The following is a 24,712-nucleotide window of genomic DNA, read 5'->3' on the forward strand; positions in this document are numbered from 1 at the left end:
GCTGGCCATTTCAGCGCTACCGCTTACTCTTCCAGCTTCGGCTGGGGAGCGTCATCGGGCAGCTTTACATGCACCTGAATGATACGACGACTATCTGCCATTGCTACCTTGAATTGGTAACCATCAATGTCGATAGATTCGCCGCGGGCCGGCAGATGGCCGAAGGCCTGCATCACCAGCCCGCCAATGGTATCCACTTCTTCATCGCTAAAGTGCGTGTCGAAGGCCTCGTTGAAGTCTTCGATGGAGGCCAGGGCGCGCACCGTCCAGGTGTGGCGACTCAGCTGGCGGAAATCGATATCTTCTTCTTCGTCGTACTCGTCTTCAATTTCCCCGACGATGAGCTCAAGGATATCCTCGATGGTCACCAGGCCAGAGACGCCGCCGAATTCGTCAATAACGATCGCCATATGATAGCGCTGTGAGCGAAACTCTTTCAGCATGCGGTCGACCCGCTTGCTTTCCGGGACGACAACCGCCGGCCGTAACACTTTTTCCATGCTGAAGGCTTCGGCGTCGCTGCGCATAAACGGCAGCAGATCCTTGGCCATCAGAATCCCTTCGATGTGATCTTTATCTTCACTGATGACCGGGAAACGCGAGTGGGCGGATTCGATGATGACATCCAGGCACTCGTCCAGCGTCTGGTTGCGTTTCAGGGTTATCATTTGTGAACGGGGGATCATAATGTCGCGGACCCGCTGGTCGGCGATATCCATTACCCCTTCGAGCATGTCACGCGTATCTTCATCGATAAGGTCGTTTTGCCCGGAATCACGGATCAGCGCCAGCAGTTCATCGCGGTTTTTCGGTTCCCCGTGAAAAAGCTGGCTGAGTAACAGGGAGAAAAATCCCTTTTTGCTGTTTACTGTGTCACTACTGTGTGAATTGTCGTCGCTCATGGCGTCGTTTGGGTTCTCATGTTGATTTAACTGTCGCTCGTCGCGCGTAAACTCAGCGCCGGACGGCATGGGTTGCCTGACTTTCTGGCAGGTAAAACGCAGAAACAGCGGCCGGATGAGGCGCAAGCACCGCCATCCGGCTGGGCGCTATTCCGCAATCTTCTCGGAAATGTACGGGTCCTCATAGCCCAGAGCAAGCATTATCTCTGTTTCAAGGCCTTCCATCTCTTCCGCTTCGTCGTCTTCGATATGATCGTAGCCCAGCAGATGCAGGCTACCGTGCACCACCATATGCGCCCAGTGCGCCTCCAGCGGCTTACCTTGCTCGCTGGCTTCTTGTTCTACCACCTGACGGCAGATGATCAGATCGCCGAGCAGCGGCATTTCAATTCCCGGCGGCGCTTCAAACGGGAAGGAGAGGACGTTGGTCGGCTTATCCTTGCCGCGATAGGTCAGGTTCAGCTCATGGCTTTCTGCAACGTCGACCAGACGAATCGTTAACTCTGACTCCTCCTGAAACGGCGGAATGACGGCGTCGACCCAGCGTTGGAAAAGGGCTTCGTCCGGCAGGCCGCTGGTCTCTTCGCAGGCCAGCTGTAAATCGAGGATCACCTGACTCATTTTTGCTCCTGTTCCTGGGCTTCGCGTTTGCGCTCGGCGGCCAGCTCTGCTTTACGTTTCTGATCTGCGGCTTCCCATGCCTCATAGGCGTTCACGATGCGGGCGACCACCGGATGGCGCACCACGTCTTCGCTATGGAAGAAGTTAAAGCTGATCTCATCGACTTCCGCCAGCACTTCGATGGCATGGCGCAGACCGGATTTGGTGCTGCGTGGCAGGTCAATCTGCGTGATGTCGCCGGTGATCACCGCCTTGGAGTTAAAGCCGATGCGGGTCAGGAACATCTTCATCTGTTCGATGGTGGTGTTCTGGCTTTCATCAAGAATGATAAAGGCGTCATTCAGCGTCCGTCCGCGCATATAGGCCAGCGGGGCCACTTCGATGACGTTACGCTCAATCAGCTTCTCCACTTTCTCAAAGCCGAGCATCTCAAACAGCGCGTCATACAGCGGGCGCAGATACGGGTCGACCTTCTGGCTCAGATCGCCGGGCAGGAAGCCGAGCTTTTCGCCTGCCTCGACGGCCGGACGGGTCAGCAGAATACGGCGGATCTCCTGGCGCTCCAGCGCATCGACCGCCGCCGCCACCGCCAGATAGGTTTTACCCGTACCCGCCGGACCCACGCCGAAAGTGATGTCGTGATCGAGGATATTGGCGATGTACTGCGCCTGGTTCGGCGTACGCGGTTTGATTACCCCGCGCTTGGTCTTGATATTGACGGCTTTACCGTACTCAGGCACGCTTTCGGCGCTCTGCTCCAGTACGCGCGCTTCCTTGATCGCCAGGTGGATCTGCTCTGGTTCAATATCCTGAATCTGACCGCGCATTGGCGCTGTGTCGACATACAGGCTGCGCAGAATATCGGCGGCAGCGTGCACGCACAGGGCGCGACCGGTCAGCTTAAAGTGATTGTCACGGCGGTTGATCTCAATGCCTAACCGACGCTCCAGCTGTTTAATGTTGTCGTCAAACGGGCCGCACAGGGCTAACAGGCGTGCGTTATCCGCTGGCTCCAGGGTAATCTCACGAGTGTCTATGTTCAAACTATTCCTCTTTACGCAGGTGGCCGGACGCGGCGCGTGGCCGGCTAATCAGGAAATTATTTACGTCACAGGAAAATGGCGCAAGCATTGCTGTAGATATAGGGACGGAGAGAGGAATTACAAGGCCTGCCGGAACCGACAGGCCTGAAGGGATCATGGCTGGTAAATTCCCACGCCAAGATCGTTCTCTTTACGGGTGCGGGCAATCACTGATTCGGGTGATTCAGCGATACGCAGACCCATCTCCGCTTCGGTGCGCACGATTTTACCGCGCAGCGAGTTGGTATATACATCGACGATTTCGACATCGACAAACTTACCGACGAGGTCCGGGGTACCTTCGAAGTTGACCACCCGGTTATTCTCCGTACGTCCGGAAAGCTCCATGATGTTCTTACGCGAGGTGCCTTCCACCAGGATGCGCTGTACCGTGCCGAGCATGCGACGGCTCCAGGCCATCGCCTGCTGGTTAATGCGTTCCTGCAGGATATACAGACGCTGTTTTTTGTCCGCCTCCGGCACGTCGTCGACCATATCGGCCGCCGGGGTGCCCGGGCGAGCGGAGAAGATAAAGCTGTAGCTCATATCGAAATTGACGTCGGCGATGAGCTTCATGGTCTTTTCGAAATCTTCCGTGGTTTCGCCGGGGAAGCCGACGATAAAGTCGGAGCTTATCTGAATATCCGGGCGCGCTTCACGCAGCTTGCGAATAATCGCTTTATACTCCAGCGCGGTATGGGTGCGTCCCATCAGGTTCAGCACACGGTCGGAGCCACTCTGCACCGGCAGGTGCAGGAAGCTCACCAGCTCCGGCGTATCGCGATAAACGTCGATGATATCGTCGGTAAATTCGATCGGGTGGCTGGTGGTGAAGCGAATGCGGTCGATGCCGTCGATGGCGGCGACCAGGCGCAGCAGGTCGGCAAAGCTGCCGGTGGTGCCGTCGTAATTCTCACCGCGCCAGGCGTTAACGTTCTGCCCCAGCAGATTGACCTCACGCACGCCCTGCGCCGCCAGCTGGGCGATTTCAAACAGGATATCGTCGCACGGACGGCTAACTTCTTCTCCGCGGGTATACGGCACGACGCAGTAGGTGCAGTATTTATTGCAACCTTCCATAATCGAGACAAAGGCGGTCGGCCCTTCGGCGCGCGGCTCTGGCAGGCGATCGAATTTTTCAATTTCCGGGAAGCTGATATCAACTACCGGACTGCGGTTGCCGCGCACGGAGTTAATCATCTCCGGCAGGCGGTGCAGGGTTTGCGGCCCGAAAATAATATCGACATAGTGCGCGCGCTGGCGAATATGGTCGCCTTCCTGGGAAGCCACGCAGCCGCCGACGCCAATAATCAGGTCCGGGTTCTTCTCTTTCAGCAGCTTCCAGCGGCCAAGCTGATGGAAAACTTTTTCCTGGGCCTTCTCACGAATTGAGCAGGTATTGAGCAACAGCACATCTGCTTCTTCCGCCACTTCGGTCAGTTGATACCCATGTGTCGCATCCAGCAGATCGGCCATCTTTGATGAATCATACTCGTTCATCTGACAGCCCCAGGTTTTAATATGGAGTTTTTTTGTCATTGACTTGCTCATGCTCAGTAATAGATATCCAAAACGCGGGGATATATACAGGGTGAATTTCGCATTCCAGGGCGCGTATTGTAATGCTTTGGTCGCCCCCTGACCAGTGCGAGCGTTATCGCCGCAAGAGGGCGAAAAATCCGGTAAACTTAACGGATTCTGCTTTAAGGATAATAGCCATGACAATTCACGTAACAGATGTCGCCATCGTGGGCGGCGGCATGGTCGGCGGCGCCCTGGCGTTAGGGCTGGCGCAACAGGGATTTACCGTGACGGTGCTTGAGAAAGCGGCGCCACCGGCGTTCGATCCGGCATCCGCCCCGGATGTGCGGATCTCGGCGATCAGCGCGGCTTCGGTCGGCCTGCTGAAGAGTCTCGGCGTCTGGGATGCCATACGGGCGATGCGCGTCCATGCTTATCGCCGTCTGGAGACCTGGGAGTGGGAGAGCGCGCACGTCGCCTTCGACGCCGCGGAGCTCAAGCTGCCGGAGCTGGGCTATATGGTCGAGAACAAGGTTCTGCAATGGGGCCTGTGGCAAGCGCTGGCGGCGCATGAGGCGGTTACCCTGCGCGTCGGTAGCGAACTGAAAACGATGCAGCGCGGCGAGACGCAGACGGCGTTGCATTTGCGCGAGGGGGAGACGATCCACGCCCGGCTGGTTATCGGCGCCGACGGCGCTAACTCCCAGGTGCGGGAGATGGCCGGCATCGGCGTGCACGCCTGGCAATATCAGCAGTCCTGTATGCTGATCAGCGTCGAATGCGCCGACGATCCCGGCGACAGCACCTGGCAGCAGTTTACTCCCAGCGGCCCACGCGCCTTCCTGCCGCTGTTCGACCACTGGGCCTCGCTGGTCTGGTACGACGCCCCGGCGCGGATCCGTCAGCTGCAGAGCATGACCATGGCGCAGCTCCAGCAGGAGATCGCCAGTCACTTTCCGGCGCGGCTGGGACGGGTGACGCCGCAGGCGGCCGGCGCCTTCCCGCTCACCCGGCGTCATGCGCTGCAGTATGTTCAGCCCGGCCTGGCGCTGGTGGGCGATGCGGCGCACACCATTCATCCACTGGCGGGGCAGGGGGTTAACCTTGGCTATCGTGATGTCGATGCCCTGCTGGAGATCCTGGCGGAAGCGCGCGGCCGCGGCGAAGACTGGGCCAGCCTGCCGGTGCTGAAGCGCTACCAGGCGCGGCGGCGAGCGGATAATTTTATCATGCAGTCGGGGATGGATCTGTTTTATGCCGGTTTCAGCAATGACCTGGCGCCGGTGCGGATGCTGCGTAATATTGGCCTGATGGCGGCTGAACGCGCCGGGGGGCTGAAGCGTCAGGCGCTGAAGTATGCCTTAGGCTTGTAAAACCGGCTTCCCGGGCAGGGGCGTAGCGGAGAGCGCCTGCCCGGCAGTCAGTACGGAGTAAGCATGTCAGGACGCCAATAGCAAAAAAGCCCACCGAAGTGAGCTTTTTTGCATTGAAATGGCTGGGGTACGAGGATTCGAACCTCGGAATGCCGGAATCAGAATCCGGTGCCTTACCGCTTGGCGATACCCCAATTGTCTGTTGCGCTTGACCGTAACTACGCCGGTTGAGGGCAACAGTGCGTTCACTGCTGAACGACTTTTAAATTTGGCTGGGGTACGAGGATTCGAACCTCGGAATGCCGGAATCAGAATCCGGTGCCTTACCGCTTGGCGATACCCCAACAAATTGTTTGCGGATTTATCGATGCGTATCGATACGTCCAGAATTTGGTGGCTACGACGGGATTCGAACCTGTGACCCCATCATTATGAGTGATGTGCTCTAACCAGCTGAGCTACGTAGCCTAATTGTCTTACTGCTTCTTCGATGGCTGGGGTACCTGGATTCGAACCAGGGAATGCCGGTATCAAAAACCGGTGCCTTACCGCTTGGCGATACCCCAATACCGTCGCGGTGAACCGCAAATATCGAAGAAATATGGCTGGGGTACCTGGATTCGAACCAGGGAATGCCGGTATCAAAAACCGGTGCCTTACCGCTTGGCGATACCCCATCCGTACAACGCTAACTGGTGAATGGTGCGGGAGGCGAGACTTGAACTCGCACACCTTGCGGCGCCAGAACCTAAATCTGGTGCGTCTACCAATTTCGCCACTCCCGCAAAAAAGATGGTGGCTACGACGGGATTTGAACCTGTGACCCCATCATTATGAGTGATGTGCTCTAACCAGCTGAGCTACGTAGCCATCTTTTTTTCGCGTAACCTTATCGGCGTTGCGGGGCGCATTATGCGTATTGGGCCTGCGAGCGTCAACCTCTTTTTCAAGGAAAATCGTTGTAATGTGACTGTTTGGTTAGGTTGCGAACAGCTCGCTGGAATATTCGGCAATTATTGGTTATTTATCGTTTTTCAGCGGTATAAATCCGGCAAAAAGAAAACGGACCCCGGAGGGTCCGTTTTGCGTTTCACCGCCCGTCTGGGCTTATTTGTAAGCCGACTGGTGGACACCGACCGCGCGGCCTGATGGATCGTTCATGGTTTTGAACGCTTCATCCCACTCAATGGCTTTCGCTGAAGAGCAGGCCACCGACGGACCGCCAGGGACGCACTCCGCCGCGCTCGGCAGCGGGAACAGCTCTTCGAAGATCTCGCGGTACAAATAGCCTTCTTTGGAGGTCGGCGTGTTGTACGGGAAGCGGAAGCTTGCGGTTTCCAGTTGCTGGTCGCTGATCTGTTTGGCGGCCACTTCTTTCAGGGTATCGATCCAGCTGTAGCCGACGCCGTCAGAGAACTGCTCCTTCTGGCGCCAGGCGACGCTGGCCGGGAGGTAGGATTCAAAGCATTCGCGCAGAATGTGTTTTTCCATTTTGCCGTTGCCGCACATCTTATCCTGCGGGTTAATGCGCATCGCGACGTCGAGGAACTTCTTGTCGAGGAACGGCACGCGGGCCTCCACGCCCCAGGCGGACATCGCTTTGTTGGCGCGGGCGCAGTCAAACATATGCAGCGCCTGCAGCTTACGCACCGTCTCTTCGTGCAGTTCTTTGGCGTTCGGCGCCTTATGGAAGTAGAGGTAGCCGCCGAACACTTCGTCCGAACCTTCGCCGGAAAGCACCATTTTGATGCCCATGGCTTTAATTTTCCGCGACATCAGGTACATCGGCGTCGAGGCGCGAATAGTGGTCACATCGTAGGTTTCGATGTGATAGATAACGTCGCGGATGGCATCCAGCCCTTCCTGGACGGTAAAGTGAATTTCGTGGTGCACGGTGCCGAGGTGGTTGGCCACCTCCTGCGCCGCTTTCAGGTCAGGAGAGCCTTCCAGACCGACCGCGAAAGAGTGCAGCTGCGGCCACCAGGCTTCGCTACGCTCCTGATCTTCGACGCGACGGGCGGCGAATTTCTTGGTGATAGCCGAGATGACCGATGAATCAAGACCGCCGGAGAGCAGCACGCCGTAAGGCACGTCGGACATCAGGTGGCTTTTCACCGACTCTTCCAGCGCCTGACGCAGCTCGTTCTTATCGGTAACGTTGTCTTTCACCGCGTCGTAATCAAACCAGTCGCGCTGATAGTACTGGCGAATTTCGCCGTCTTTGCTCCACAGGTAGCTGCCCGCCGGGAACTCTTTAATGGTGCGGCATACCGGCACTAGCGCTTTCATTTCGGAGGCGACATAGAAGTTGCCGTGTTCGTCATGGCCCATATACAGCGGGATAATGCCGATATGGTCGCGGCCAATTAAGTACGCGTCTTTTTCGCTGTCGTACAGGGCGAAGGCGAACATTCCCTGCAGGTCGTCGAGGAACTCCGGGCCTTTTTCCTGATACAGCGCGAGGATCACTTCGCAGTCGGAACCGGTCTGGAACTGGTAGCGATCGCCATACTCCGCGCGCAGCGCCTGGTGGTTGTAGATCTCGCCGTTAACGGCCAGCGCATGGGTTTTTTCGGCGTTGTACAGCGGCTGGGCCCCGGCGTTGACGTCGACAATCGACAGGCGCTCGTGCGCCAGAATCGCTTTGTCGCTGGCATATACGCCAGACCAGTCCGGACCGCGGTGGCGCATCAGGCGGGAAAGCTCCAGCGCCTTTTTACGCAGCTCGCCTGCGTCAGTTTTAATATCCAGTACGCCAAAAATAGAACACATAGCCTTCTCCATTACCCTGTCGTGTTTGATGTTGTGCTGGCTTCGTCTCGTGGCGAAGCCTGAGTGCGTGCTTAAGAAAATGCCGTAAAGGGGGAGCAGGCGCAAGGGTTTTGCGGCCGGAAAAAGAAAAAACGCAACCGTGATTGTTGAACAGTGAAAAAAGAGTATCTTTTGAACGGCTTTATTGAGGAATTCGTATTTATAGGCCGTTTTTATTAGATGGAGTAATTCTGATGGGCGCTAGAAATGAAAAACCACGTCCTGCGACGTGGTTGGCATCAGAAAATATCGATTTCCGCGACGGAAGGGTAAATCCACGACGGGCGGAACGGCATGCTGTCGATATCGTCGAGGGTGGAGACGCCGGAGAGCACCAGAATAGTCTCCAGCCCCGCCTGGAAACCGGCCAGTATATCGGTGCGCAGGTTATCGCCGACGATCACCGTCTGCTCGGAGTGAGCTTGCATTTTATTCAGCGCTGAACGGATGATCCACGGGCTGGGTTTGCCGACGTAAAACGGCTTACGGCCGGAGATCTTCTCGATCCCGGCGCACAGCGCGCCGCAGGCAGGGTAGAAGCCGCGACCGTGCGTATCCGGGTTAGTGGCAATGAAGCGGGCGCCGTTGGCGACGAAGAAGGCGGCCTTATGCATCATTTCCCAGTTAAAGGAGCGAGTTTCCCCGACGATGACAAAATCCGGGTTCACATCGGTAATGGTAAAGCCGGCTTTGTACAGCTCGTGGATCAGCGCCCCTTCTCCCACCACGTAGGCTTTTTTGCCTTCCTGGCGACGCAGAAAATCGGCGGTGGCCATCGCTGAGGTGTAAAAGGCGCTATCCGGAACATCAATTCCAGCGGTGGCGAAACGGTTCGCCAGATCCTGGCCGGTTTGCGACGGGTAGTTGGTCAGCATTACCAGCGGCATGCCTTTATCGAGGATGCGCTTGATAAACTCGGCTGCGCCGGGAACGGCGACGTTATCGTGCATCAGTACGCCGTCAATATCACAAATTATGTTTTGAATGGTCATGGTGGGTCCAGAATCATTAACAAAGACGAAACTATACGCGTCATCGATGAGGTTTCACACCTCTGACGGGCGAGGCCCGCCCGTATCAAGGTGACGCGCTATCAGAAAAGGGGCGATTAGCTCTCAAGCAAACGCTGCAGCAGCGTGCCATTAAGCATGGCGCGTTTGACCAGCGCGAAGGCGCCGATTGCAGAGCGGTGATCGAGGGTGGAGCGCACCACCGGCAGGTTCTTACGAAACGCCTTAAGCGCCTGGGCGTTAATGCAGCCTTCGATGGCCGGAAGAAGGACCTTTTCAGCTTCCACTATTTCGCCGGCGACGACGATTTTTTGTGGGTTGAACAGGTTAATGGCGATGGCGATCGTTTTCCCGAGGTGGCGCCCCACGTACTCAATCACCTCGCAGGCCAGGGCATCGCCCTTGTTGGCCGCTTTGCAGATAGTTTTGATCGTGCAGTCATCCGGCGTCAGACGGCTCTGGTAGCCCTGCTCCAGCAGGTGGCGAACCCGCTGTTCAATGGCGGCATTGGCCGCGACGGTCTCCAGACAGCCGAAGTTGCCGCAGTGGCAGCGTTCGCCCAGCGGGTCGACCTGAATATGGCCAATTTCGCCGACGTTGCCGTTGCGGCCGATAAAAATGCGCCCGTTGGAGATAATCCCCGCCCCGGTACCGCGGTGCACGCGCACCAGAATGGAGTCTTCGCAATCCTGGCTTGCGCCAAAATAGTGCTCGGCCAGCGCCAGGCTGCGGATATCGTGGCCAACAAAGCAGGTAACATTGAAGCGTTTCTCCAGCGCCCCGACCAGGCCCCAGTTTTCCACCGCAATGTGCGGCATATAGCGGATCACGCCGCTTTCCGGGTCGACGAGGCCCGGCAGGATCACTGAGATAGCGATCAGCTCGCGAATTTTGCGCTGACAGTTTTCGATAAAGGTGGCGATGATATTCAGCAGGGCGTGTTCCAGCGTTTCCTGGGTGCGCTCGGGCAGCGGGAAGTGCTCCTCTTCCAGGGTCTTGCTGCTTAAATCATACAGGGTCAGAGTGGCGTCATAGCGGCCAAGCCGCACGCCGATGGCGTTGAAGTTGCGAGTTTCTGCGATGATAGAGATAGCGCGGCGGCCACCGGTGGAGGCCTGCTGATCGACTTCTTTGATCAGGCCGCGCTCAATAAGCTGACGCGTGATTTTGGTCACGCTGGCAGGGGCAAGCTGGCTTTGTTCGGCTATCTGAATGCGCGAGATGGGCCCATGCTGGTCAATCAGGCGGTACACGGCCGCGCTGTTCAGTTGTTTTACGAGGTCAACGTTACCAATTTGAGCTTGTCCGCCTGCTGTCATACTTTTACTTACTCAGTGACGACCTCGTTACCATTAACGATGGTCTTGGTGATTTTATAATCGCGTGTAAAGGCGGTCAGGTTAGCGACCATGCCCGGCGCAATGCTGCCGAGCTGCTTGTCCACGCCGATAGCGCGCGCAGGATAGAGCGTCGCCATGCGCAATACTTCGTCCAGTGCCACGCCGCAATGCTCAACCAGATTACGCACCCCTTCAATCATGGTCAGCGAAGATCCGCTGAGGGTGCCGTTTTCATCTACGCACAGCCCATTGCGGTAGTATATTGTTTTCCCGGCAAAAATGAACTGGTCAATATTCGCCCCCGCCGGCGCGGTGGCGTCGGTGACCAGGCACAGCTTGTCGCCTTTCAGGCGCTTGGCGTTGCGCACGTTGGCGTAATCGACGTGCATCCCGTCGACGATGATACCGCAGTAGACATCCGGCTCGTCAAAAATCGCCCCGGCAAGACCCGGTTCGCGGCCGGTAATGTACGGCATCGCATTATACAGGTGGGTGGCGAAGGTAATGCCCGCGCGGAAGCCGACTTTCGCCTCTTTCAGCGTAGCGTTGGAGTGGCCCGCGGAGACAACGATCCCGGCGGCGACCAGTTTGCGGATCACTTCTGGCTCAACGCGCTCAGGGGCGAGGGTCACTTTGGTGATCACATCGGCGTTGTCGCACAGGAAATCGACCAGCGCCGCGTCCGGTTTACGCACGTAGTCCGGATTGTGGGTGCCTTTCTTAACGATATTCAGCCACGGCCCTTCGAGATGCAGGCCCAGCGCCTGGTTCGGATGTTTTTGCAGATATTCGCGCATCACGCGCACGCCTTGCTTCATCAGATCGTCGCTGGAGGTAATCAGCGTCGGCAGGAAGCTGGTGCAGCCTGAGCGTTCGTTGGCCTTCTGCATGATCTCCAGCGTTTCGACAGTGACCGCCTCTGGGCTGTCGTTAAACTGCACGCCGCCGCAGCCGTTGAGCTGGACGTCGATAAAACCGGGGGCGATTATTGCGCCGTTGACTGAGCGCTGCTCGATGTCAGACGGCAAATCTGCCAGCGGACAAAGACGTTCGATAAAGCCATTAGCGATAACAACCGCATGGTCATCGAGAATTTCATGACCGGTATAAACCCGGCCCTGGGTTAATGCATACATTACGACCCCCGGTATATACGCCTCATCAGGTCAGCGTTCGTTTGCCGCCGGCATGATGGTGCGTACAAAGAAAAAGATGATCCCGCGCCAGGGCGCGGGAAGGACTACATTACAGACCTTTAATATTTTCAGCTTCTAATTCGTTGAAATATTTCAGCGTCTTCACTTTCAGCTCCATGGTGGACGGTTCGTCGCAGACGATCACCGCCTTCGGATGCAGTTGCAGACAGGTAATGGTCCACATGTGGTTGACGTTACCTTCTACCGCCGCCTGCAGCGCCAGCGCTTTCTGATGACCCAGCACCAGAATCATCACTTCTTCTGCGTCCAGCAGGGTGCCCACGCCGACGGTCAGCGCATATTTCGGCACCAGATCCACATCGCCGTCGAAGAAGCGGGAGTTCGCTACGCGGGTTTCATGGGTCAGGGTCTTAATACGGGTGCGGGACGCCAGAGAAGAGGCCGGTTCGTTAAACGCGATATGACCATCGTTGCCCACGCCGCCCATGAACAGGTGGATTTTACCGTAGGAACGAATTTTTTCTTCATAGCGACGGCATTCCGCATCGATGTCCGGCGCGTTACCATTCAGCAGGTTGATATTTTCTGCCGGAATATCAACGTGGTCAAAGAAATTACGGTGCATAAAGCTATGATAGCTTTCCGGATGCTCTTTCGGCAGGCCAACGTATTCATCCATGTTAAAGGTGACGACGTGCTTGAAGCTAACCTGGCCTGCTTTATGCATTTCAACCAGCGCCTTGTAGGCGGTCAGCGGGGTACCACCGGTTGGCAGACCCAGGACGAACGGACGGTCCGCGGTTGGTTTAAATGCATTAATGCGGTTAACGATATGGCGGGCAGCCCATTTACCGACCTGCTCAGCGGTTACCAGGGGAATCAGTCTCATTCTTCACCTCTATAGTCAAAGTAGATTCTGGCGGATTGGCGCCAGCACTCTAAGGAGAGTATTGCAGCAACTGCGCCGACCGGGGTCAATCCGTGTTGATTTTTTGAATGATAAAATAAGTTTTCGTTGTTAGCCAGTGCAAGGGAGGAGGGAATACGATATTTGGTGATAATTATCACAAAAAATACCCGTTTAATTTGCGATACGAATTAATTTTTCACACACTTTGCCGGTAAGTGATAAAACCGACCTTGTTACACAATAAAAAAGTGGCTTTGAAATGAGCCTCATCGGGGTCTCATAGGGGGAATAAGATGAATATTTTAGGTTTCTTTCAGCGACTGGGTAGGGCGTTGCAGCTCCCTATCGCAGTGCTGCCGGTCGCGGCATTGCTGCTGCGTTTCGGGCAACCAGACCTGTTGAATGTACCCTTCATCGCGCAAGCGGGTGGGGCGATCTTCGATAATCTGGCGCTGATCTTCGCAATTGGTGTGGCATCAAGCTGGTCTAAGGATAACGCCGGTTCTGCGGCGCTGGCCGGTGCGGTAGGGTATTTCGTGATGACCAAAGCGATGGTCACCATCAACCCGGAAATCAATATGGGCGTGCTGGCCGGTATCATTACCGGTCTGGTGGCAGGGGCGGTATACAACCGCTGGGCCGGCATCAAGCTGCCGGACTTCCTGAGCTTCTTCGGCGGCAAACGCTTCGTGCCGATCGCCACCGGCTTCTTCTGTCTGATCCTCGCGGCGATCTTCGGCTACGTCTGGCCGCCGGTGCAGCACGCTATCCACTCTGGCGGCGAATGGATCGTCTCCGCAGGGGCGCTCGGTTCCGGTATCTTTGGTTTCATCAACCGTCTGCTGATCCCAACCGGTCTGCATCAGGTGCTGAACACCATCGCCTGGTTCCAGATTGGTGAGTTCACTAACGCCGCTGGCGCTGTGTTCCACGGCGACATCAACCGCTTCTACGCCGGCGACGGCACCGCGGGGATGTTCATGTCCGGCTTCTTCCCAATCATGATGTTTGGTCTGCCGGGTGCGGCGCTGGCGATGTATCTGGCGGCGCCGAAAGCGCGTCGTCCGATGGTAGGCGGTATGCTGCTGTCCGTGGCCATCACCGCGTTCCTGACCGGGGTAACCGAGCCGCTGGAATTCCTGTTCATGTTCCTGGCTCCGCTGCTGTACCTCCTGCATGCGGTGCTGACCGGTATCAGCCTGTTCATCGCAACGGCGCTCGGGATCCATGCGGGCTTCTCCTTCTCCGCAGGTGCAATTGACTACGTGCTGATGTACAGCCTGCCGGCCGCCAGCAAAAACGTCTGGATGCTGCTGGTGATGGGCGTGGTGTTCTTCTTCGTCTACTTCCTGCTGTTCAGCGCGGTGATCCGCATGTTCAACCTGAAAACGCCGGGTCGTGAAGACAAAGCCGCTGACGTGGTAACGGAAGAAGCCAACAGCAACACTGAAGAGGGGCTGACCCAGCTGGCGACCAGCTATATCGCCGCGGTGGGCGGAACGGACAACCTGAAAGCCATTGACGCCTGTATCACCCGTCTGCGTCTGACCGTGGGCGATTCGGCGAAGGTGAACGACGCCGCCTGTAAACGTCTCGGCGCGTCCGGGGTGGTGAAACTGAATAAGCAAACCATCCAGGTTATCGTCGGTGCGAAAGCAGAGTCTATCGGCGATGAGATGAAAAAAGTGGTTACCCGCGGCCCGGTAGCGGCAGCGGCAGCCGCACCGGCTGGCAACGTCGCCACCGCAGCGCCCGCGGCTAAACCGCAGGCGGTAGCGAACGCGAAGACCGTTGAGTCGCTGGTTTCGCCGATTACCGGTGACGTGGTGGCCCTCGAGCAGGTGCCGGACGAAGCCTTCGCCAGCAAAGCCGTCGGCGACGGGATCGCGGTGAAACCGACCAGCAACATCGTGGTGGCCCCGGCCGCCGGTACCGTGGTGAAAATTTTCAACACTAACCACGCGTTCTGCCTCGAAACCAACAACGGTGCGGAAATCGTCGTTCACATGGGTATCGACACCGTGGCGCTGGAAGGCAAGGGCTTCAAACGTCTGGTTGAAGAGGGCACGGACGTGAAGGCGGGTGAGCCGATTCTGGAAATGGATCTGGACTTCCTCAACGCCAACGCGCGCTCAATGATCAGTCCGGTCGTCTGCAGCAACAGCGATGACTACAGCGCGCTGGTGATACTGGCGAGCGGTAAGGTCGTTGCTGGCCAGACGCCGCTGTATGAGATTAAAGGCAAGTAAGGCTCCTGAGTCGAGTTTTTGCCTCAGCGGCGAAGGGAAACCTTCGCCGCTTTTTTTTCCAGCAATCGGCCCCATAATCCTCTTCTGATACCTATTTTACGTAACTAATAGTTGTCACTACGCCCTGCTTGTAAGATCATGTGCCGTTATACGTTGTTTACGCTTTGAGGAACCCGTGATGAGTGAGGCAGAAGCCCGCCCGACTAACTTTATCCGTCAGATTATTGATGAAGATCTGGCTACCGGTAAACATACCACCGTTCACACTCGCTTCCCGCCGGAGCCGAACGGTTATCTGCACATTGGCCATGCAAAATCCATCTGCCTGAACTTCGGCATCGCCCAGGATTATCAGGGCCAATGCAACCTGCGTTTCGATGACACCAACCCGGTGAAAGAAGATATCGAATACGTTGAGTCGATTAAAAACGACGTGCAGTGGTTAGGTTTCCACTGGTCCGGGGACGTATGCTACTCGTCTGATTATTTCGATCAGCTGCATCAGTATGCGGTTGAGCTGATCAACAAAGGTCTGGCCTATGTTGATGAACTCTCTCCTGATGAAATTCGCGAATACCGCGGCACCCTGAAAGCGCCGGGTAAAAACAGCCCGTATCGCGACCGCAGCGTGGAAGAGAACCTGGCGCTGTTTGAAAAAATGCGCAGCGGCGGCTTCGAAGAAGGCAAAGCCTGCCTGCGCGCGAAGATCGATATGGCGTCGCCGTTTATCGTGATGCGCGATCCGGTGCTGTACCGCATTAAGTTCGCTGAGCATCATCAGACTGGCAACAAGTGGTGCATCTACCCGATGTACGACTTCACCCACTGCATCAGCGATGCGCTGGAAGGCATTACCCACTCGCTGTGTACCCTGGAGTTCCAGGACAACCGCCGCCTGTACGATTGGGTGCTGGACAACATCAGCATCCCGGTGCATCCGCGTCAGTACGAATTCTCGCGCCTGAATCTCGAATACACCGTGATGTCCAAGCGTAAGCTGAACCAGCTGGTGACTGAGAAGCACGTGGAAGGCTGGGACGACCCGCGTATGCCGACCATCTCCGGTCTGCGTCGTCGCGGTTACACCGCCGAATCCATCCGTGAGTTCTGCAAGCGCATCGGCGTGACCAAGCAGGACAATACCATCGAGATGGCGTCGCTGGAGTCCTGCATTCGTGAAGATCTGAACGAAAACGCCCCGCGCGCGATGGCGGTGATCGATCCGGTGAAACTGGTTATCGAGAACTATCCGCAGGGCGAAAGCGAAATGGTGGTGATGCCGAACCATCCGAACAAGCCGGAAATGGGCAGTCGTGAAGTGCCGTTCAGCGCCGAAATCTGGATCGATCGCGCGGACTTCCGCGAAGAAGCCAACAAACAGTACAAGCGTCTGGTGCTGGGTAAAGAAGTGCGTCTGCGCAACGCCTACGTCATCAAAGCGGAACGCGTGGAGAAAGATGCCGAAGGCAATATTACCACCATCTTCTGCACCTACGATGCCGACACCCTGAGCAAAGACCCGGCCGACGGCCGCAAGGTCAAAGGCGTGATCCATTGGGTAAGCGCGGCGCATGCGCTGCCGGTAGAGATCCGTCTCTACGATCGTCTGTTCAGCGTGCCAAACCCGGGCGCGGCGGACGATTTCCTCGCGGTAATCAACCCGGAATCGCTGGTGATCAAACAGGGGTACGCGGAGCCGAGCCTGGCGCAGGCCGAAGCCGGTAAAGCTTACCAGTTTGAGCGTGAAGGCTATTTCTGCCTCGACAGCCGCTATGCAACCGCAACCAATCTGGTGTTCAACCGCACCGTCGGGCTGCGTGATACCTGGGCGAAAGCGGGCGAATAACATTTCTTTTCTGTCAAAGCGTCGCTCCCAGCGGCGCTTTTTTTGTTTCAGAATCAGCTAATTAAACTTTTCATTTTCGCGATGCGAATTAATTCTGTTTCTGCGCGGTAATAAATAGCGCTTCTGATGTTTCCTGTCACATACAAAAAACCAATGTAATCGCTTTCAATGATTGCGTTTTTCCCTGATTTTGCAATGACTTCCATAACAAAATCATCAGAGATAAGATTGTAACAAAACGACATAAAATATGTGCGCTTTGTCATAATCTTAAGCTTTGCCTCACGAAAAACATTGATAATTCGCGTCACGAAAAATAGTCTATCTATAGTGGTTTCGCGGTCTTTTTTACCGCCCCACATTTTGCAGTTTTATTTATTTTTTAGCGATTGACCGCTGGTCTTCGCCTTTTAAAACGTCAAAGAGGATATGCACATGCGTACGTTTAGTGGCAAACGTAGTACGCTGGCGCTGGCTATTGCCGCCGTCACCGCGATGTCGGGCTGGGTTGTTGCTCCACAGGCCAGCGCAGCAGGCTTTATCGATGATTCAACCTTAACCGGCGGTATCTATTACTGGCAGCGTGAGCGTGACCGTAAAGATGTGACCGACGGCGACAAATACAAAACCAACCTTTCCCACTCCACCTGGAACGCCAACCTGGACTTCCAGTCCGGCTATGCCGCCGATATGTTTGGCCTTGATATTGCCGCGTTTACCGCGATTGAAATGGCGGAGAACGGCGATAGCGGCCACCCGAACGAAATTGCCTTCTCGTCACGTAACAAAGCCTATGACGAAGACTATTCCGGCGATAAGAGCGGCATCAGCCTGTATAAAGCCGCAGCGAAATTCAAATATGGTCCGGCGTGGGCACGTGCGGGCTATATCCAGCCAACCGGCCAGACTCTGCTGGCCCCGCACTGGAGTTTTATGCCAGGTACCTATCAGGGGGCGGAGGCCGGGGCTAACTTCGACTATGGCACGGCGGGCGCGTTAAGTTTCTCCTATATGTGGACGAACGAGTATAAAGCGCCATGGCATATCGAGATGGACGATTTCTATCAGAACGATAAGAAGACCAAAGTCGATTATCTCCACTCCGTCGGTGCTAAATATGATTTCAAAAATGACCTGGTGCTGGAGGCGGCATTTGGTCAGGCTCAGGGCTATATCGATCAGTACTTTGCTAAAGCCAGCTACAAGTTTGACGTCGCCGGCGCGCCGCTGAGCACCAGCTACCAGTTCTACGGCACCCGCGATAAGGTCAGCAACGGCGGGGTCAACGACATCTATGATGGCACCGCATGGCTGCAGGCGTTAACCTTTGGTTATAAGGTGGCGGATGTCCTGGATCTGCGTCTCGAGGGAACCTGGGTGAAGGCTGATGGCCAGCAGGGCTACTTCCTGCAGCGTATGACCCCGACCTACGCCTCTTCCAATGGTCGTCTCGATATCTGGTGGGATAACCGCTCCGACTTTAACGCCAATGGCGAAAAAGCGGTCTTCTTTGGCGCGATGTATGACATGAAAAACTGGGATATGCCGGGCTGGGCGTTCGGCGCGTCTTATGTCTACGCCTGGGATGCGAAGCCGGGAAGAATGTCCTCTCCGGATGCGTACTATGACCCTGACTATCGCCTGAAAGAGTCGGCCTATAGCCTGGATGCAATGTATACCGTACAGGAAGGGCGGGCGAAGGGCACCCTGTTCAAACTGCACTTTACCCAATACGACAACCATTCCGATATTCCGAGCTGGAGCGGCGGCTACGGCAACATCTTCCAGGATGAGCGCGACGTGAAGTTCATGGTTATCGCCCCGTTCACTATTTTCTGATGCCTGCGCGGCGGGCGTGAGCCTGCCGCACCTCTGGGAGAACGACAATGAAAAAAATGCTGCTTATTGCCATGATGGCAGCGGGCCTGGTGGCCTGCACCACGTCGCCGGCGCCGAAAGAAGACACCAAACTGAAAGATGCCTATAGCGCCTGTATTAATACGGCGGAAGGGAATCCGGACAAGATTGAAGCCTGCCAGAGCGTACTGAATGTGCTGAAAAAGGATAAACAGCACCAGCAGTTCGCCAACCAGGAGAGCGTTCGCGTCCTGGATTACCAACAGTGTATTCAGGCCACCCGCACCGGCAACGATCAGGCGGTGAAAGCGCGCTGCGATCAGATCTGGAAGGAGATCCGCAGCAATAATACGACCCATTAAATCAGACGACAGCGGCAAACGGGCGGGGCATATCTCCGCCCGTTTGTTTTTTTGCGCTGACTCTCCGCCGGCTGATAGCCGCGGCTCAGCCGCACGAACAGTAGCGCGGTGGCAATGAATCCGCACAGCGCGGCGCACATTAGCCACCAGCCCGGCGGGCTTTTATCGCCGGTGAGCTCGACCAGGGCGGTGGAAATAGCTGGCGTCAGGTCGCCGAAAATGGCAGTAGCGAGACTAAAGGCCAGCGAAAAGCCCACGGTGCGGACGTGTACCGGCATCACTTCGGTAAGCGCCGCGATCATCGCGCCGTTATGCATGCCAAAGAAGAACGAGAACCATAGCAGGACCAGCGTCATACGGGTGAAATCGGGCGCGACGGTGAGCCAGTGCATCACCGGCCAGGTGGTGAGCAGGGCCAGCACGGTAATGCCCATCAGCACCGGACGACGACCGATCCGATCAGAGATCGCCCCGCTGGCGAAGTTCCATATCAACTCTCCGGACAAAGCGGGGATGAGGAAAGTCACCCCAGGGGCGTGTGCGGGAAGGGTGCCAGAGGCGCCCATAAAAAAGCCAACCGGCAGGTTGGCTTTTCAGTCTCAGCGAAACGGGGAATTATTTTTCCACCGCGTCGTGGGCGTGTTCGTCCTCGCGGCAATCCCCTTCCGCACAGTGACCGTACAGATATAAACTGTGGTTGGTCAGGCGGATGCCGTGGCGGGAGGCAATTTCACGCTGGCGTAATTCGATCGAGTCGTCGCTGAATTCGATCACTTTGCCGCAGTCGAGGCAGATCAGGTGATCGTGGTGATGCTGCTGGGTCAGTTCGAAAACGGATTTTCCGCCTTCGAAATTATGACGAGTCACGATGCCGGCGTCATCAAACTGGTTGAGGACGCGGTAAACGGTCGCCAGACCGATCTCTTCGCCCATGTCGATCAGGCGTTTATATAAGTCTTCCGCACTGACATGATGGTTATCCGGTTCCTGCAGCACTTCAAGGATTTTTAGTCGAGGAAGTGTGACTTTCAGGCCAGCCTTCTTTAATGCGGTATTGTTGTCAGTCATGCGGAATCTGTCCTGTTGCTAAACGATCTACTTCCTTCAACGGAAGTCATACAGAAATTAACCCGACGTAATGCGTCTCATTATAGAACTGCCACTGGTAAATGAAAACTGCAAGCATCAGGCCTGGTTTGCTGTCAAAAACGAGGCACCAGCTACAAACTGCGTCACGTGCCTCGTAGAATCAGAGGACATTGTACAGATATGTGATTAAAAGTTAAAAACTTGTAGCTATTAGTTTGATTGCTTTTGTCTATTAATGCGGCGCAACTCAATGATTGCGCCGCTTAATCATCAGGCGTTTTTGATTTCTTCGAGGTGCAGCTCTTCGGCAACCTGCTTCACCCATTTCTCAACGCGCTCGTTGGTCAGCTCCGGCTGGCGGTCTTCATCGATGGCGAGGCCGACGAAGTGGTCGTCATCCGCCAGGCCTTTGGAAGCCTCAAAATGATACCCCGCCGTTGGCCAGTGACCGACGATGGTCGCGCCGCGCGGCTCAATGATGTCGCGGATGGTGCCCAGCGCGTCGCAGAAGTATTCTGCGTAATCTTCCTGGTCGCCGCAGCCGAACAGCGCCACCAGTTTGCCATTGAAGTCGATCTCTTCCAGCGTCGGGAAGAAGTCATCCCAGTCACACTGCGCTTCACCGTAGTACCAGGTCGGGATACCGAGCAGCAGGATGTCGTGGGCTTCCAGGTCTTCTTTGCTGCTTTTGGCAATGTCGTGAACATCAGCAACATCTTTACCAAGCTGCTTTTGAATCATTTTTGCAATATTTTCGGTGTTGCCGGTGTCGCTGCCAAAAAAGATGCCGATGATTGCCATGAGTAAAATAACCTCTTGAAACTTAAATGATGTGGTAGGGACGCAATGCCCATAGATAACGGCAATCATAGCAGAACAGGCAAGGGCGCGGAAACAGCAATCACGCCCGACTGCACACTCTGCTACATGAATGCGGGTTTTTCGCGGAAAGTTAGACTTTTCCCTGGCTGCGCAGGGCGGTTAACTGGGTCATCAGCATCTCTTCAATGAGATCGCTGCGGCTCATATTACGCGCTTCCGCCAGCTCGTTGAGCGCATCGACCGCATCGGCGTTGAGTTTTAACTCCACGCGCTTCAGCCCGCGAACCCTATCGCGTTTCAGCTGGTTACGTTTGTTGATGCGCAGTTGTTCATCGCGCGACAGCGGATTGGTTTTCGGTCTTCCCGGGCGACGCTCGTTTGCGAACAAATCTAATGTCGTACGGTCCGTTTGTTCTTTTGCCATGATTCTGAGTGACTTCGGGGAAACAAGCTGCCGGGCTCTAGCCGGCGCAGATAGCGCGCCATCATACATCAGGCGAACGGCTGCGCCAACGACCGCGGGCATTCTGCGGCGCGGTCGGGCATATTTTAGCCAATCAGGCGGCGATGCTCGTCAGATAGCGGCGGATGGCGCGTAACACCGCCTCGGGTTTCTCGGCATGGACCCAGTGTCCGGCGCCGGCGATGACGTGGGCCCGGGTCTGCGGGAACTGGGCCAGCAGCGCGTCGCGGTAGGCGTCGGTCACATAGGGCGAGTTGCCGCCGGGAATAAACTGCGTCGGGTGCGGCCAGGCCGGGATGGTTTCCCAGCCGACGATATGCGGATACTGGTCCCACAGCACCGGCACGTTGAAGCGCCAGTCGCCGTCGACGAATGATTTCAGCAGGAACTGAATCACGCCTTCTTCCTGCAGGTGCTCGCGCATCACCTGCGCCGCCTGCTGGCGGGTGCTGGCGGCGGATTCGCTGACGGCGCGGATAGCGGCGAAAATCTCATCATGGCGGCGAACGTGATAATCCACCGGCGCGATATCGATAGCCACCAGACCGCTGATGCGTTCAGGCGCCAGGGCGGTAAGCGCCATTACCGCTTTCCCGCCCATCGAATGGCCGATAAAGGTGGCGCGCTCGATCTGGTGCGCGTCGAGCGTATCAAGCAGATCCTGCGCCATGGCGGGGTAGGTCATCTCTGGCGACCGCGGCGACAAACCGTGGTTGCGCATATCGACCTGCACAATATCATGGTCGGCGATCAGGTCGCGGGCGAGGATGCCCAGGTTGTCCAGGCTGCCAAACAGACCGTGGACCAGCACGATCGGGGAGTGGTTGTGCGGATTCTGTGCAGATTGCGCTCGGCTATTTAATTTCATGGCAAAGTTCTTTTTTTCGCTCCGTCGGGTTAGGGTATTATGTTGGACATTCTGCCATCCGGCTGCAAGACCCAGAAGTTTTCTGAGTTTTACCGCCATCCTGGTTTGACGCTATCCGCGGTTGGGATTTGTACTTATAATCCCAACGATTTGTATTCAGAAAAGATATCGCACTGGATTAAGATGAAAACAATTGAAGTTGATGATGAACTCTATCGCTATATTGCCAGCCACACTCTGCATATCGGCGAGAGCGCATCCGACATTTTACGGCGTATGCTAAAATTTTCCGCCGTTTCCCAACCGGCTACACTGGTCAGCAAAGCCGCGCCGACGCTGGCGCCAGCGCCTGTCGCTGAGGTGAAACCCGCTAACCCGGTGAAAGATAAAGTCCGCGCCATGCGCGAGATGCTGTTATCTGATGAATACGCCGAGCAGAAGCGCGCGGTGAACCGTTTTATGCTGGTGTTGACGACCCTCTACTCCCTGGACAGTAAAGCATTTGCCGAGGCCACCGAGTCTCTGCACGGCCGCACGCGCGTTTACTTCGCGGAAGATGCGCGTACGCTGCTGAAAAGCGGTAATCAGACCAAACCGAAACAGGTTCTTGGTACACCGTGGTGGGTGATCACCAATACCAATACCGGCCGTAAATGCAGCATGATTGAGCACATCATGCAGTCGATGCAGTTCCCTGCGGAGCTGATTGAAAAGGTTTGCGGCACGATCTAGCTTTTTAACATTTGCACCAGAAGGATCAGGCAATGGCAATCGATAAACGTGCGGGGCAGCCTGCGCAACAGAGTGATTTGATTAACGTCGCCCAACTGACTGCTCAGTACTACGTGCTGAAGCCTGAAGTCGGTAATGCGGAGCATGCGGTAAAATTCGGCACCTCTGGCCATCGCGGCAGCGCGGCGCGCCACAACTTCAACGAACCGCATATTCTGGCCATCGCCCAGGCCATTGCGGAAGATCGTGCGAAAAACGGGATCACCGGTCCGTGCTATGTCGGCAAAGATACCCACGCCCTCTCCGAGCCGGCGTTTATTTCGGTGCTGGAAGTGTTAACCGCCAACGGCGTCGACGTGATCGTGCAGGAAAACAACGGCTTCACCCCGACGCCGGCGGTCTCCAACGCGATTCTGGTGCATAACAAAAAAGGCGGTCCGCTGGCGGACGGCATTGTGATCACCCCGTCACACAACCCGCCGGAAGATGGTGGTATCAAGTACAATCCGCCAAACGGCGGCCCGGCTGATACCAACGTCACCAAAGTGGTGGAAAACCGCGCCAACGAACTGCTGGCCGCGGGCCTGCAGGGCGTGAAACGCATTTCTCTGGACGCGGCGCTGGCTTCTGGCCACGTTAAAGAACAGGATCTGGTGCAGCCGTTCATCGAAGGGCTGGCGGATATCGTCGATATGGCCGCAATCCAGAAAGCCGGCCTGACGCTGGGCGTCGATCCGCTGGGCGGGTCCGGTATCGAATACTGGAAACGCATTGGCGAGCACTACAAGCTCAATCTGACCATTGTTAACGATCAGGTGGATCAGACCTTCCGCTTTATGCACCTCGATAAAGACGGCGCCATCCGCATGGATTGCTCCTCAGAGTGTGCGATGGCCGGCCTGCTGGCGCTGCGCGATAAGTTCGATCTGGCGTTTGCTAACGACCCGGATTACGACCGCCACGGGATTGTGACCCCGGCGGGGTTGATGAACCCGAACCACTACCTGGCGGTAGCGATCAACTACCTGTTCCAGCATCGTCCGCAGTGGGGCAAAGAGGTGGCGGTGGGTAAAACGCTGGTCTCCTCCGCGATGATTGACCGCGTGGTGAACGATCTGGGCCGCAAGCTGGTGGAAGTGCCGGTGGGCTTTAAGTGGTTTGTCGACGGCCTGTTCGCTGGCAGCTTCGGCTTCGGCGGCGAAGAGAGCGCCGGGGCCTCCTTCCTGCGCTTCGACGGCACGCCGTGGTCCACCGATAAAGACGGCATCATCATGTGCCTGCTGGCGGCGGAAATCACCGCGGTGACCGGGAAAAACCCGCAGGAGCATTACAACGAACTGGCGGAACGCTTCGGTGCGCCGAGCTACAACCGTCTGCAGGCTTCCGCGACCTCCGCGCAGAAAGCGGTGCTGTCCAAGCTCTCTCCGGAAATGGTCAGCGCTGACACCCTGGCGGGGGATCCGATCACTGCCCGTCTGACCGCGGCGCCGGGCAACGGGGCGGCGATTGGCGGCCTCAAGGTGATGACCGACAACGGCTGGTTCGCGGCGCGTCCGTCAGGCACCGAAGACGCCTACAAGATCTACTGCGAAAGCTTCCTCGGCGAAGAGCATCGCAAGCTGATTGAAAAAGAAGCGGTAGAGATTGTCAGCGAAGTGCTGAAGAACGCTTAACAACGCACTACCATCAGGCCCCTT

22 protein-coding genes and 7 tRNA genes are annotated in these 24,712 nt (G+C 56.3%); 7 read left to right on the forward strand and 22 right to left on the reverse strand.

Going from position 1 to position 24,712, the window contains the following annotated elements; translation table 11 throughout:
* Nucleotides 1-23 precede the first annotated feature (23 nt).
* The 4 genes from corC to miaB form a co-directional block, all read right to left on the reverse strand.
* Complete coding sequence (gene corC, locus KHQ23_RS21230) at nt 24-902, reverse strand: CNNM family magnesium/cobalt transport protein CorC (protein ID WP_002894719.1); 879 nt, start codon at nt 900-902, stop codon at nt 24-26.
* A gap of 147 nt (nt 903-1,049) precedes the next feature.
* Nucleotides 1,050-1,523: an rRNA maturation RNase YbeY gene (gene ybeY, locus KHQ23_RS21235; RefSeq protein WP_002894722.1), complete on the reverse strand. Its 474-nt coding sequence runs from the start codon at nt 1,521-1,523 to the stop codon at nt 1,050-1,052.
* Nucleotides 1,520-2,566, reverse strand: a complete 1,047-nt coding sequence (locus tag KHQ23_RS21240; protein WP_004176871.1) for a PhoH family protein — start codon at nt 2,564-2,566, stop codon at nt 1,520-1,522. The genes ybeY and KHQ23_RS21240 overlap by 4 nt, the downstream gene beginning before the upstream one ends.
* Before the next feature lie 153 nt (nt 2,567-2,719).
* Nucleotides 2,720-4,144 (reverse strand): tRNA (N6-isopentenyl adenosine(37)-C2)-methylthiotransferase MiaB, encoded by a 1,425-nt coding sequence (gene miaB, locus KHQ23_RS21245; RefSeq protein WP_002894730.1) that lies wholly within the window; start codon nt 4,142-4,144, stop codon nt 2,720-2,722.
* Nucleotides 4,145-4,323: 179 nt separating this feature from the next.
* Between miaB and ubiF the strand changes: the two genes are divergently transcribed.
* Nucleotides 4,324-5,499 carry a 3-demethoxyubiquinol 3-hydroxylase gene (gene ubiF / locus KHQ23_RS21250; protein WP_009308186.1) on the forward strand — a complete coding sequence of 392 codons (1,176 nt, stop codon included), beginning with the start codon at nt 4,324-4,326 and terminating at the stop codon, nt 5,497-5,499.
* A gap of 119 nt (nt 5,500-5,618) precedes the next feature.
* Here the strand turns inward: ubiF and KHQ23_RS21255 are convergent.
* From KHQ23_RS21255 to nagB, 12 genes are all read right to left on the reverse strand, one after another.
* Nucleotides 5,619-5,693, reverse strand: a tRNA-Gln gene (locus KHQ23_RS21255).
* A 75-nt stretch (nt 5,694-5,768) separates the two neighbouring features.
* A tRNA-Gln gene (locus tag KHQ23_RS21260) sits at nt 5,769-5,843 on the reverse strand.
* 47 nt (nt 5,844-5,890) lie between these two features.
* Nucleotides 5,891-5,967: transfer RNA gene (locus tag KHQ23_RS21265), tRNA-Met, on the reverse strand.
* A gap of 23 nt (nt 5,968-5,990) precedes the next feature.
* Nucleotides 5,991-6,065 (reverse strand) — tRNA-Gln (locus tag KHQ23_RS21270).
* Between the two features lie 36 nt (nt 6,066-6,101).
* Nucleotides 6,102-6,176 (reverse strand) — tRNA-Gln (locus KHQ23_RS21275).
* 23 nt (nt 6,177-6,199) lie between these two features.
* Nucleotides 6,200-6,284, reverse strand: a tRNA-Leu gene (locus KHQ23_RS21280).
* An 8-nt stretch (nt 6,285-6,292) separates the two neighbouring features.
* Nucleotides 6,293-6,369, reverse strand: a tRNA-Met gene (locus tag KHQ23_RS21285).
* Between the two features lie 237 nt (nt 6,370-6,606).
* A complete protein-coding gene (asnB, locus tag KHQ23_RS21290; RefSeq protein WP_002894734.1) occupies nt 6,607-8,271 on the reverse strand; it encodes an asparagine synthase B in 1,665 nt (554 codons plus the stop codon).
* Between the two features lie 278 nt (nt 8,272-8,549).
* Nucleotides 8,550-9,302: an HAD-IIA family hydrolase gene (locus KHQ23_RS21295; RefSeq protein WP_002894738.1), complete on the reverse strand. Its 753-nt coding sequence runs from the start codon at nt 9,300-9,302 to the stop codon at nt 8,550-8,552.
* A gap of 116 nt (nt 9,303-9,418) precedes the next feature.
* On the reverse strand, nt 9,419-10,639 hold the full coding sequence (locus KHQ23_RS21300) for an N-acetylglucosamine repressor (RefSeq protein ID WP_002894742.1): 1,221 nt from the start codon (nt 10,637-10,639) through the stop codon (nt 9,419-9,421).
* Nucleotides 10,640-10,647: 8 nt separating this feature from the next.
* A complete protein-coding gene (nagA, locus tag KHQ23_RS21305) occupies nt 10,648-11,796 on the reverse strand; it encodes an N-acetylglucosamine-6-phosphate deacetylase (protein WP_002894747.1) in 1,149 nt (382 codons plus the stop codon).
* Between the two features lie 109 nt (nt 11,797-11,905).
* Complete coding sequence (nagB, locus tag KHQ23_RS21310) at nt 11,906-12,706, reverse strand: glucosamine-6-phosphate deaminase (RefSeq protein ID WP_002894749.1); 801 nt, start codon at nt 12,704-12,706, stop codon at nt 11,906-11,908.
* A gap of 314 nt (nt 12,707-13,020) precedes the next feature.
* On the opposite strand from nagB, the gene nagE reads away from it, so the two are divergent.
* Entirely contained in the window at nt 13,021-14,976 is a 1,956-nt protein-coding gene (nagE, locus tag KHQ23_RS21315; protein ID WP_004147599.1) for a PTS N-acetyl glucosamine transporter subunit IIABC, read from the forward strand.
* Between the two features lie 178 nt (nt 14,977-15,154).
* Nucleotides 15,155-16,822 carry a glutamine--tRNA ligase gene (glnS, locus tag KHQ23_RS21320; protein ID WP_002894753.1) on the forward strand — a complete coding sequence of 556 codons (1,668 nt, stop codon included), beginning with the start codon at nt 15,155-15,157 and terminating at the stop codon, nt 16,820-16,822.
* Nucleotides 16,823-16,875: 53 nt separating this feature from the next.
* Here the strand turns inward: glnS and KHQ23_RS21325 are convergent, their stop codons facing one another.
* The gene (locus KHQ23_RS21325) at nt 16,876-17,184 is read right to left on the reverse strand and encodes a hypothetical protein (RefSeq protein ID WP_032434194.1); all 309 of its coding nucleotides are present in this window, start codon (nt 17,182-17,184) and stop codon (nt 16,876-16,878) included.
* Nucleotides 17,185-17,257: 73 nt separating this feature from the next.
* Here KHQ23_RS21325 and chiP point away from each other — a divergent pair, with 73 nt between their 5' ends.
* Entirely contained in the window at nt 17,258-18,661 is a 1,404-nt protein-coding gene (gene chiP / locus KHQ23_RS21330) for a chitoporin (RefSeq protein ID WP_004152230.1), read from the forward strand.
* A 47-nt stretch (nt 18,662-18,708) separates the two neighbouring features.
* Complete coding sequence (chiQ, locus tag KHQ23_RS21335) at nt 18,709-19,041, forward strand: ChiQ/YbfN family lipoprotein (RefSeq protein WP_002894759.1); 333 nt, start codon at nt 18,709-18,711, stop codon at nt 19,039-19,041.
* Here the strand turns inward: chiQ and KHQ23_RS21340 are convergent.
* The 5 genes from KHQ23_RS21340 to ybfF form a co-directional block, all read right to left on the reverse strand.
* Nucleotides 19,038-19,535: an MFS transporter gene (locus tag KHQ23_RS21340; protein ID WP_165863834.1), complete on the reverse strand. Its 498-nt coding sequence runs from the start codon at nt 19,533-19,535 to the stop codon at nt 19,038-19,040. The genes chiQ and KHQ23_RS21340 overlap by 4 nt on opposite strands.
* A gap of 121 nt (nt 19,536-19,656) precedes the next feature.
* Entirely contained in the window at nt 19,657-20,109 is a 453-nt protein-coding gene (fur, locus tag KHQ23_RS21345; RefSeq protein WP_002894761.1) for a ferric iron uptake transcriptional regulator, read from the reverse strand.
* Between the two features lie 291 nt (nt 20,110-20,400).
* Nucleotides 20,401-20,931 (reverse strand): flavodoxin FldA, encoded by a 531-nt coding sequence (fldA, locus tag KHQ23_RS21350; protein WP_002894765.1) that lies wholly within the window; start codon nt 20,929-20,931, stop codon nt 20,401-20,403.
* Nucleotides 20,932-21,082: 151 nt separating this feature from the next.
* Nucleotides 21,083-21,376 carry a LexA regulated protein gene (gene ybfE / locus KHQ23_RS21355; RefSeq protein WP_009308190.1) on the reverse strand — a complete coding sequence of 98 codons (294 nt, stop codon included), beginning with the start codon at nt 21,374-21,376 and terminating at the stop codon, nt 21,083-21,085.
* A 133-nt stretch (nt 21,377-21,509) separates the two neighbouring features.
* Nucleotides 21,510-22,283 (reverse strand): esterase, encoded by a 774-nt coding sequence (gene ybfF, locus KHQ23_RS21360; protein WP_065806618.1) that lies wholly within the window; start codon nt 22,281-22,283, stop codon nt 21,510-21,512.
* 183 nt (nt 22,284-22,466) lie between these two features.
* Here ybfF and seqA point away from each other — a divergent pair, with 183 nt between their 5' ends.
* Entirely contained in the window at nt 22,467-23,015 is a 549-nt protein-coding gene (gene seqA / locus KHQ23_RS21365) for a replication initiation negative regulator SeqA (protein WP_211776812.1), read from the forward strand.
* 32 nt (nt 23,016-23,047) lie between these two features.
* Nucleotides 23,048-24,688: a phosphoglucomutase (alpha-D-glucose-1,6-bisphosphate-dependent) gene (gene pgm, locus KHQ23_RS21370; protein WP_073553722.1), complete on the forward strand. Its 1,641-nt coding sequence runs from the start codon at nt 23,048-23,050 to the stop codon at nt 24,686-24,688.
* Nucleotides 24,689-24,712: the final 24 nt, after the last annotated feature.

The organism is Klebsiella sp. 64 (assembly GCF_018223915.1).
In the GTDB taxonomy this organism is placed as follows: domain Bacteria; phylum Pseudomonadota; class Gammaproteobacteria; order Enterobacterales; family Enterobacteriaceae; genus Klebsiella; species Klebsiella pneumoniae.

Coding starts and splice junctions, on each gene's coding strand:
- corC (WP_002894719.1), bottom strand. CDS start 902: ATGAGCGACGACAATTCACACAGTAGTGACACAGTAAACAGCAAAAAG.
- ybeY (WP_002894722.1), bottom strand. CDS start 1,523: ATGAGTCAGGTGATCCTCGATTTACAGCTGGCCTGCGAAGAGACCAGC.
- miaB (WP_002894730.1), bottom strand. CDS start 4,144: ATGACAAAAAAACTCCATATTAAAACCTGGGGCTGTCAGATGAACGAG.
- ubiF (WP_009308186.1), top strand. CDS start 4,324: ATGACAATTCACGTAACAGATGTCGCCATCGTGGGCGGCGGCATGGTC.
- asnB (WP_002894734.1), bottom strand. CDS start 8,271: ATGTGTTCTATTTTTGGCGTACTGGATATTAAAACTGACGCAGGCGAG.
- KHQ23_RS21295 (WP_002894738.1), bottom strand. CDS start 9,302: ATGACCATTCAAAACATAATTTGTGATATTGACGGCGTACTGATGCAC.
- KHQ23_RS21300 (WP_002894742.1), bottom strand. CDS start 10,639: ATGACAGCAGGCGGACAAGCTCAAATTGGTAACGTTGACCTCGTAAAA.
- nagA (WP_002894747.1), bottom strand. CDS start 11,796: ATGTATGCATTAACCCAGGGCCGGGTTTATACCGGTCATGAAATTCTC.
- nagB (WP_002894749.1), bottom strand. CDS start 12,706: ATGAGACTGATTCCCCTGGTAACCGCTGAGCAGGTCGGTAAATGGGCT.
- nagE (WP_004147599.1), top strand. CDS start 13,021: ATGAATATTTTAGGTTTCTTTCAGCGACTGGGTAGGGCGTTGCAGCTC.
- glnS (WP_002894753.1), top strand. CDS start 15,155: ATGAGTGAGGCAGAAGCCCGCCCGACTAACTTTATCCGTCAGATTATT.
- KHQ23_RS21325 (WP_032434194.1), bottom strand. CDS start 17,184: ATGTGGGGCGGTAAAAAAGACCGCGAAACCACTATAGATAGACTATTT.
- chiP (WP_004152230.1), top strand. CDS start 17,258: ATGCGTACGTTTAGTGGCAAACGTAGTACGCTGGCGCTGGCTATTGCC.
- chiQ (WP_002894759.1), top strand. CDS start 18,709: ATGAAAAAAATGCTGCTTATTGCCATGATGGCAGCGGGCCTGGTGGCC.
- fur (WP_002894761.1), bottom strand. CDS start 20,109: ATGACTGACAACAATACCGCATTAAAGAAGGCTGGCCTGAAAGTCACA.
- fldA (WP_002894765.1), bottom strand. CDS start 20,931: ATGGCAATCATCGGCATCTTTTTTGGCAGCGACACCGGCAACACCGAA.
- ybfE (WP_009308190.1), bottom strand. CDS start 21,376: ATGGCAAAAGAACAAACGGACCGTACGACATTAGATTTGTTCGCAAAC.
- ybfF (WP_065806618.1), bottom strand. CDS start 22,283: ATGAAATTAAATAGCCGAGCGCAATCTGCACAGAATCCGCACAACCAC.
- seqA (WP_211776812.1), top strand. CDS start 22,467: ATGAAAACAATTGAAGTTGATGATGAACTCTATCGCTATATTGCCAGC.
- pgm (WP_073553722.1), top strand. CDS start 23,048: ATGGCAATCGATAAACGTGCGGGGCAGCCTGCGCAACAGAGTGATTTG.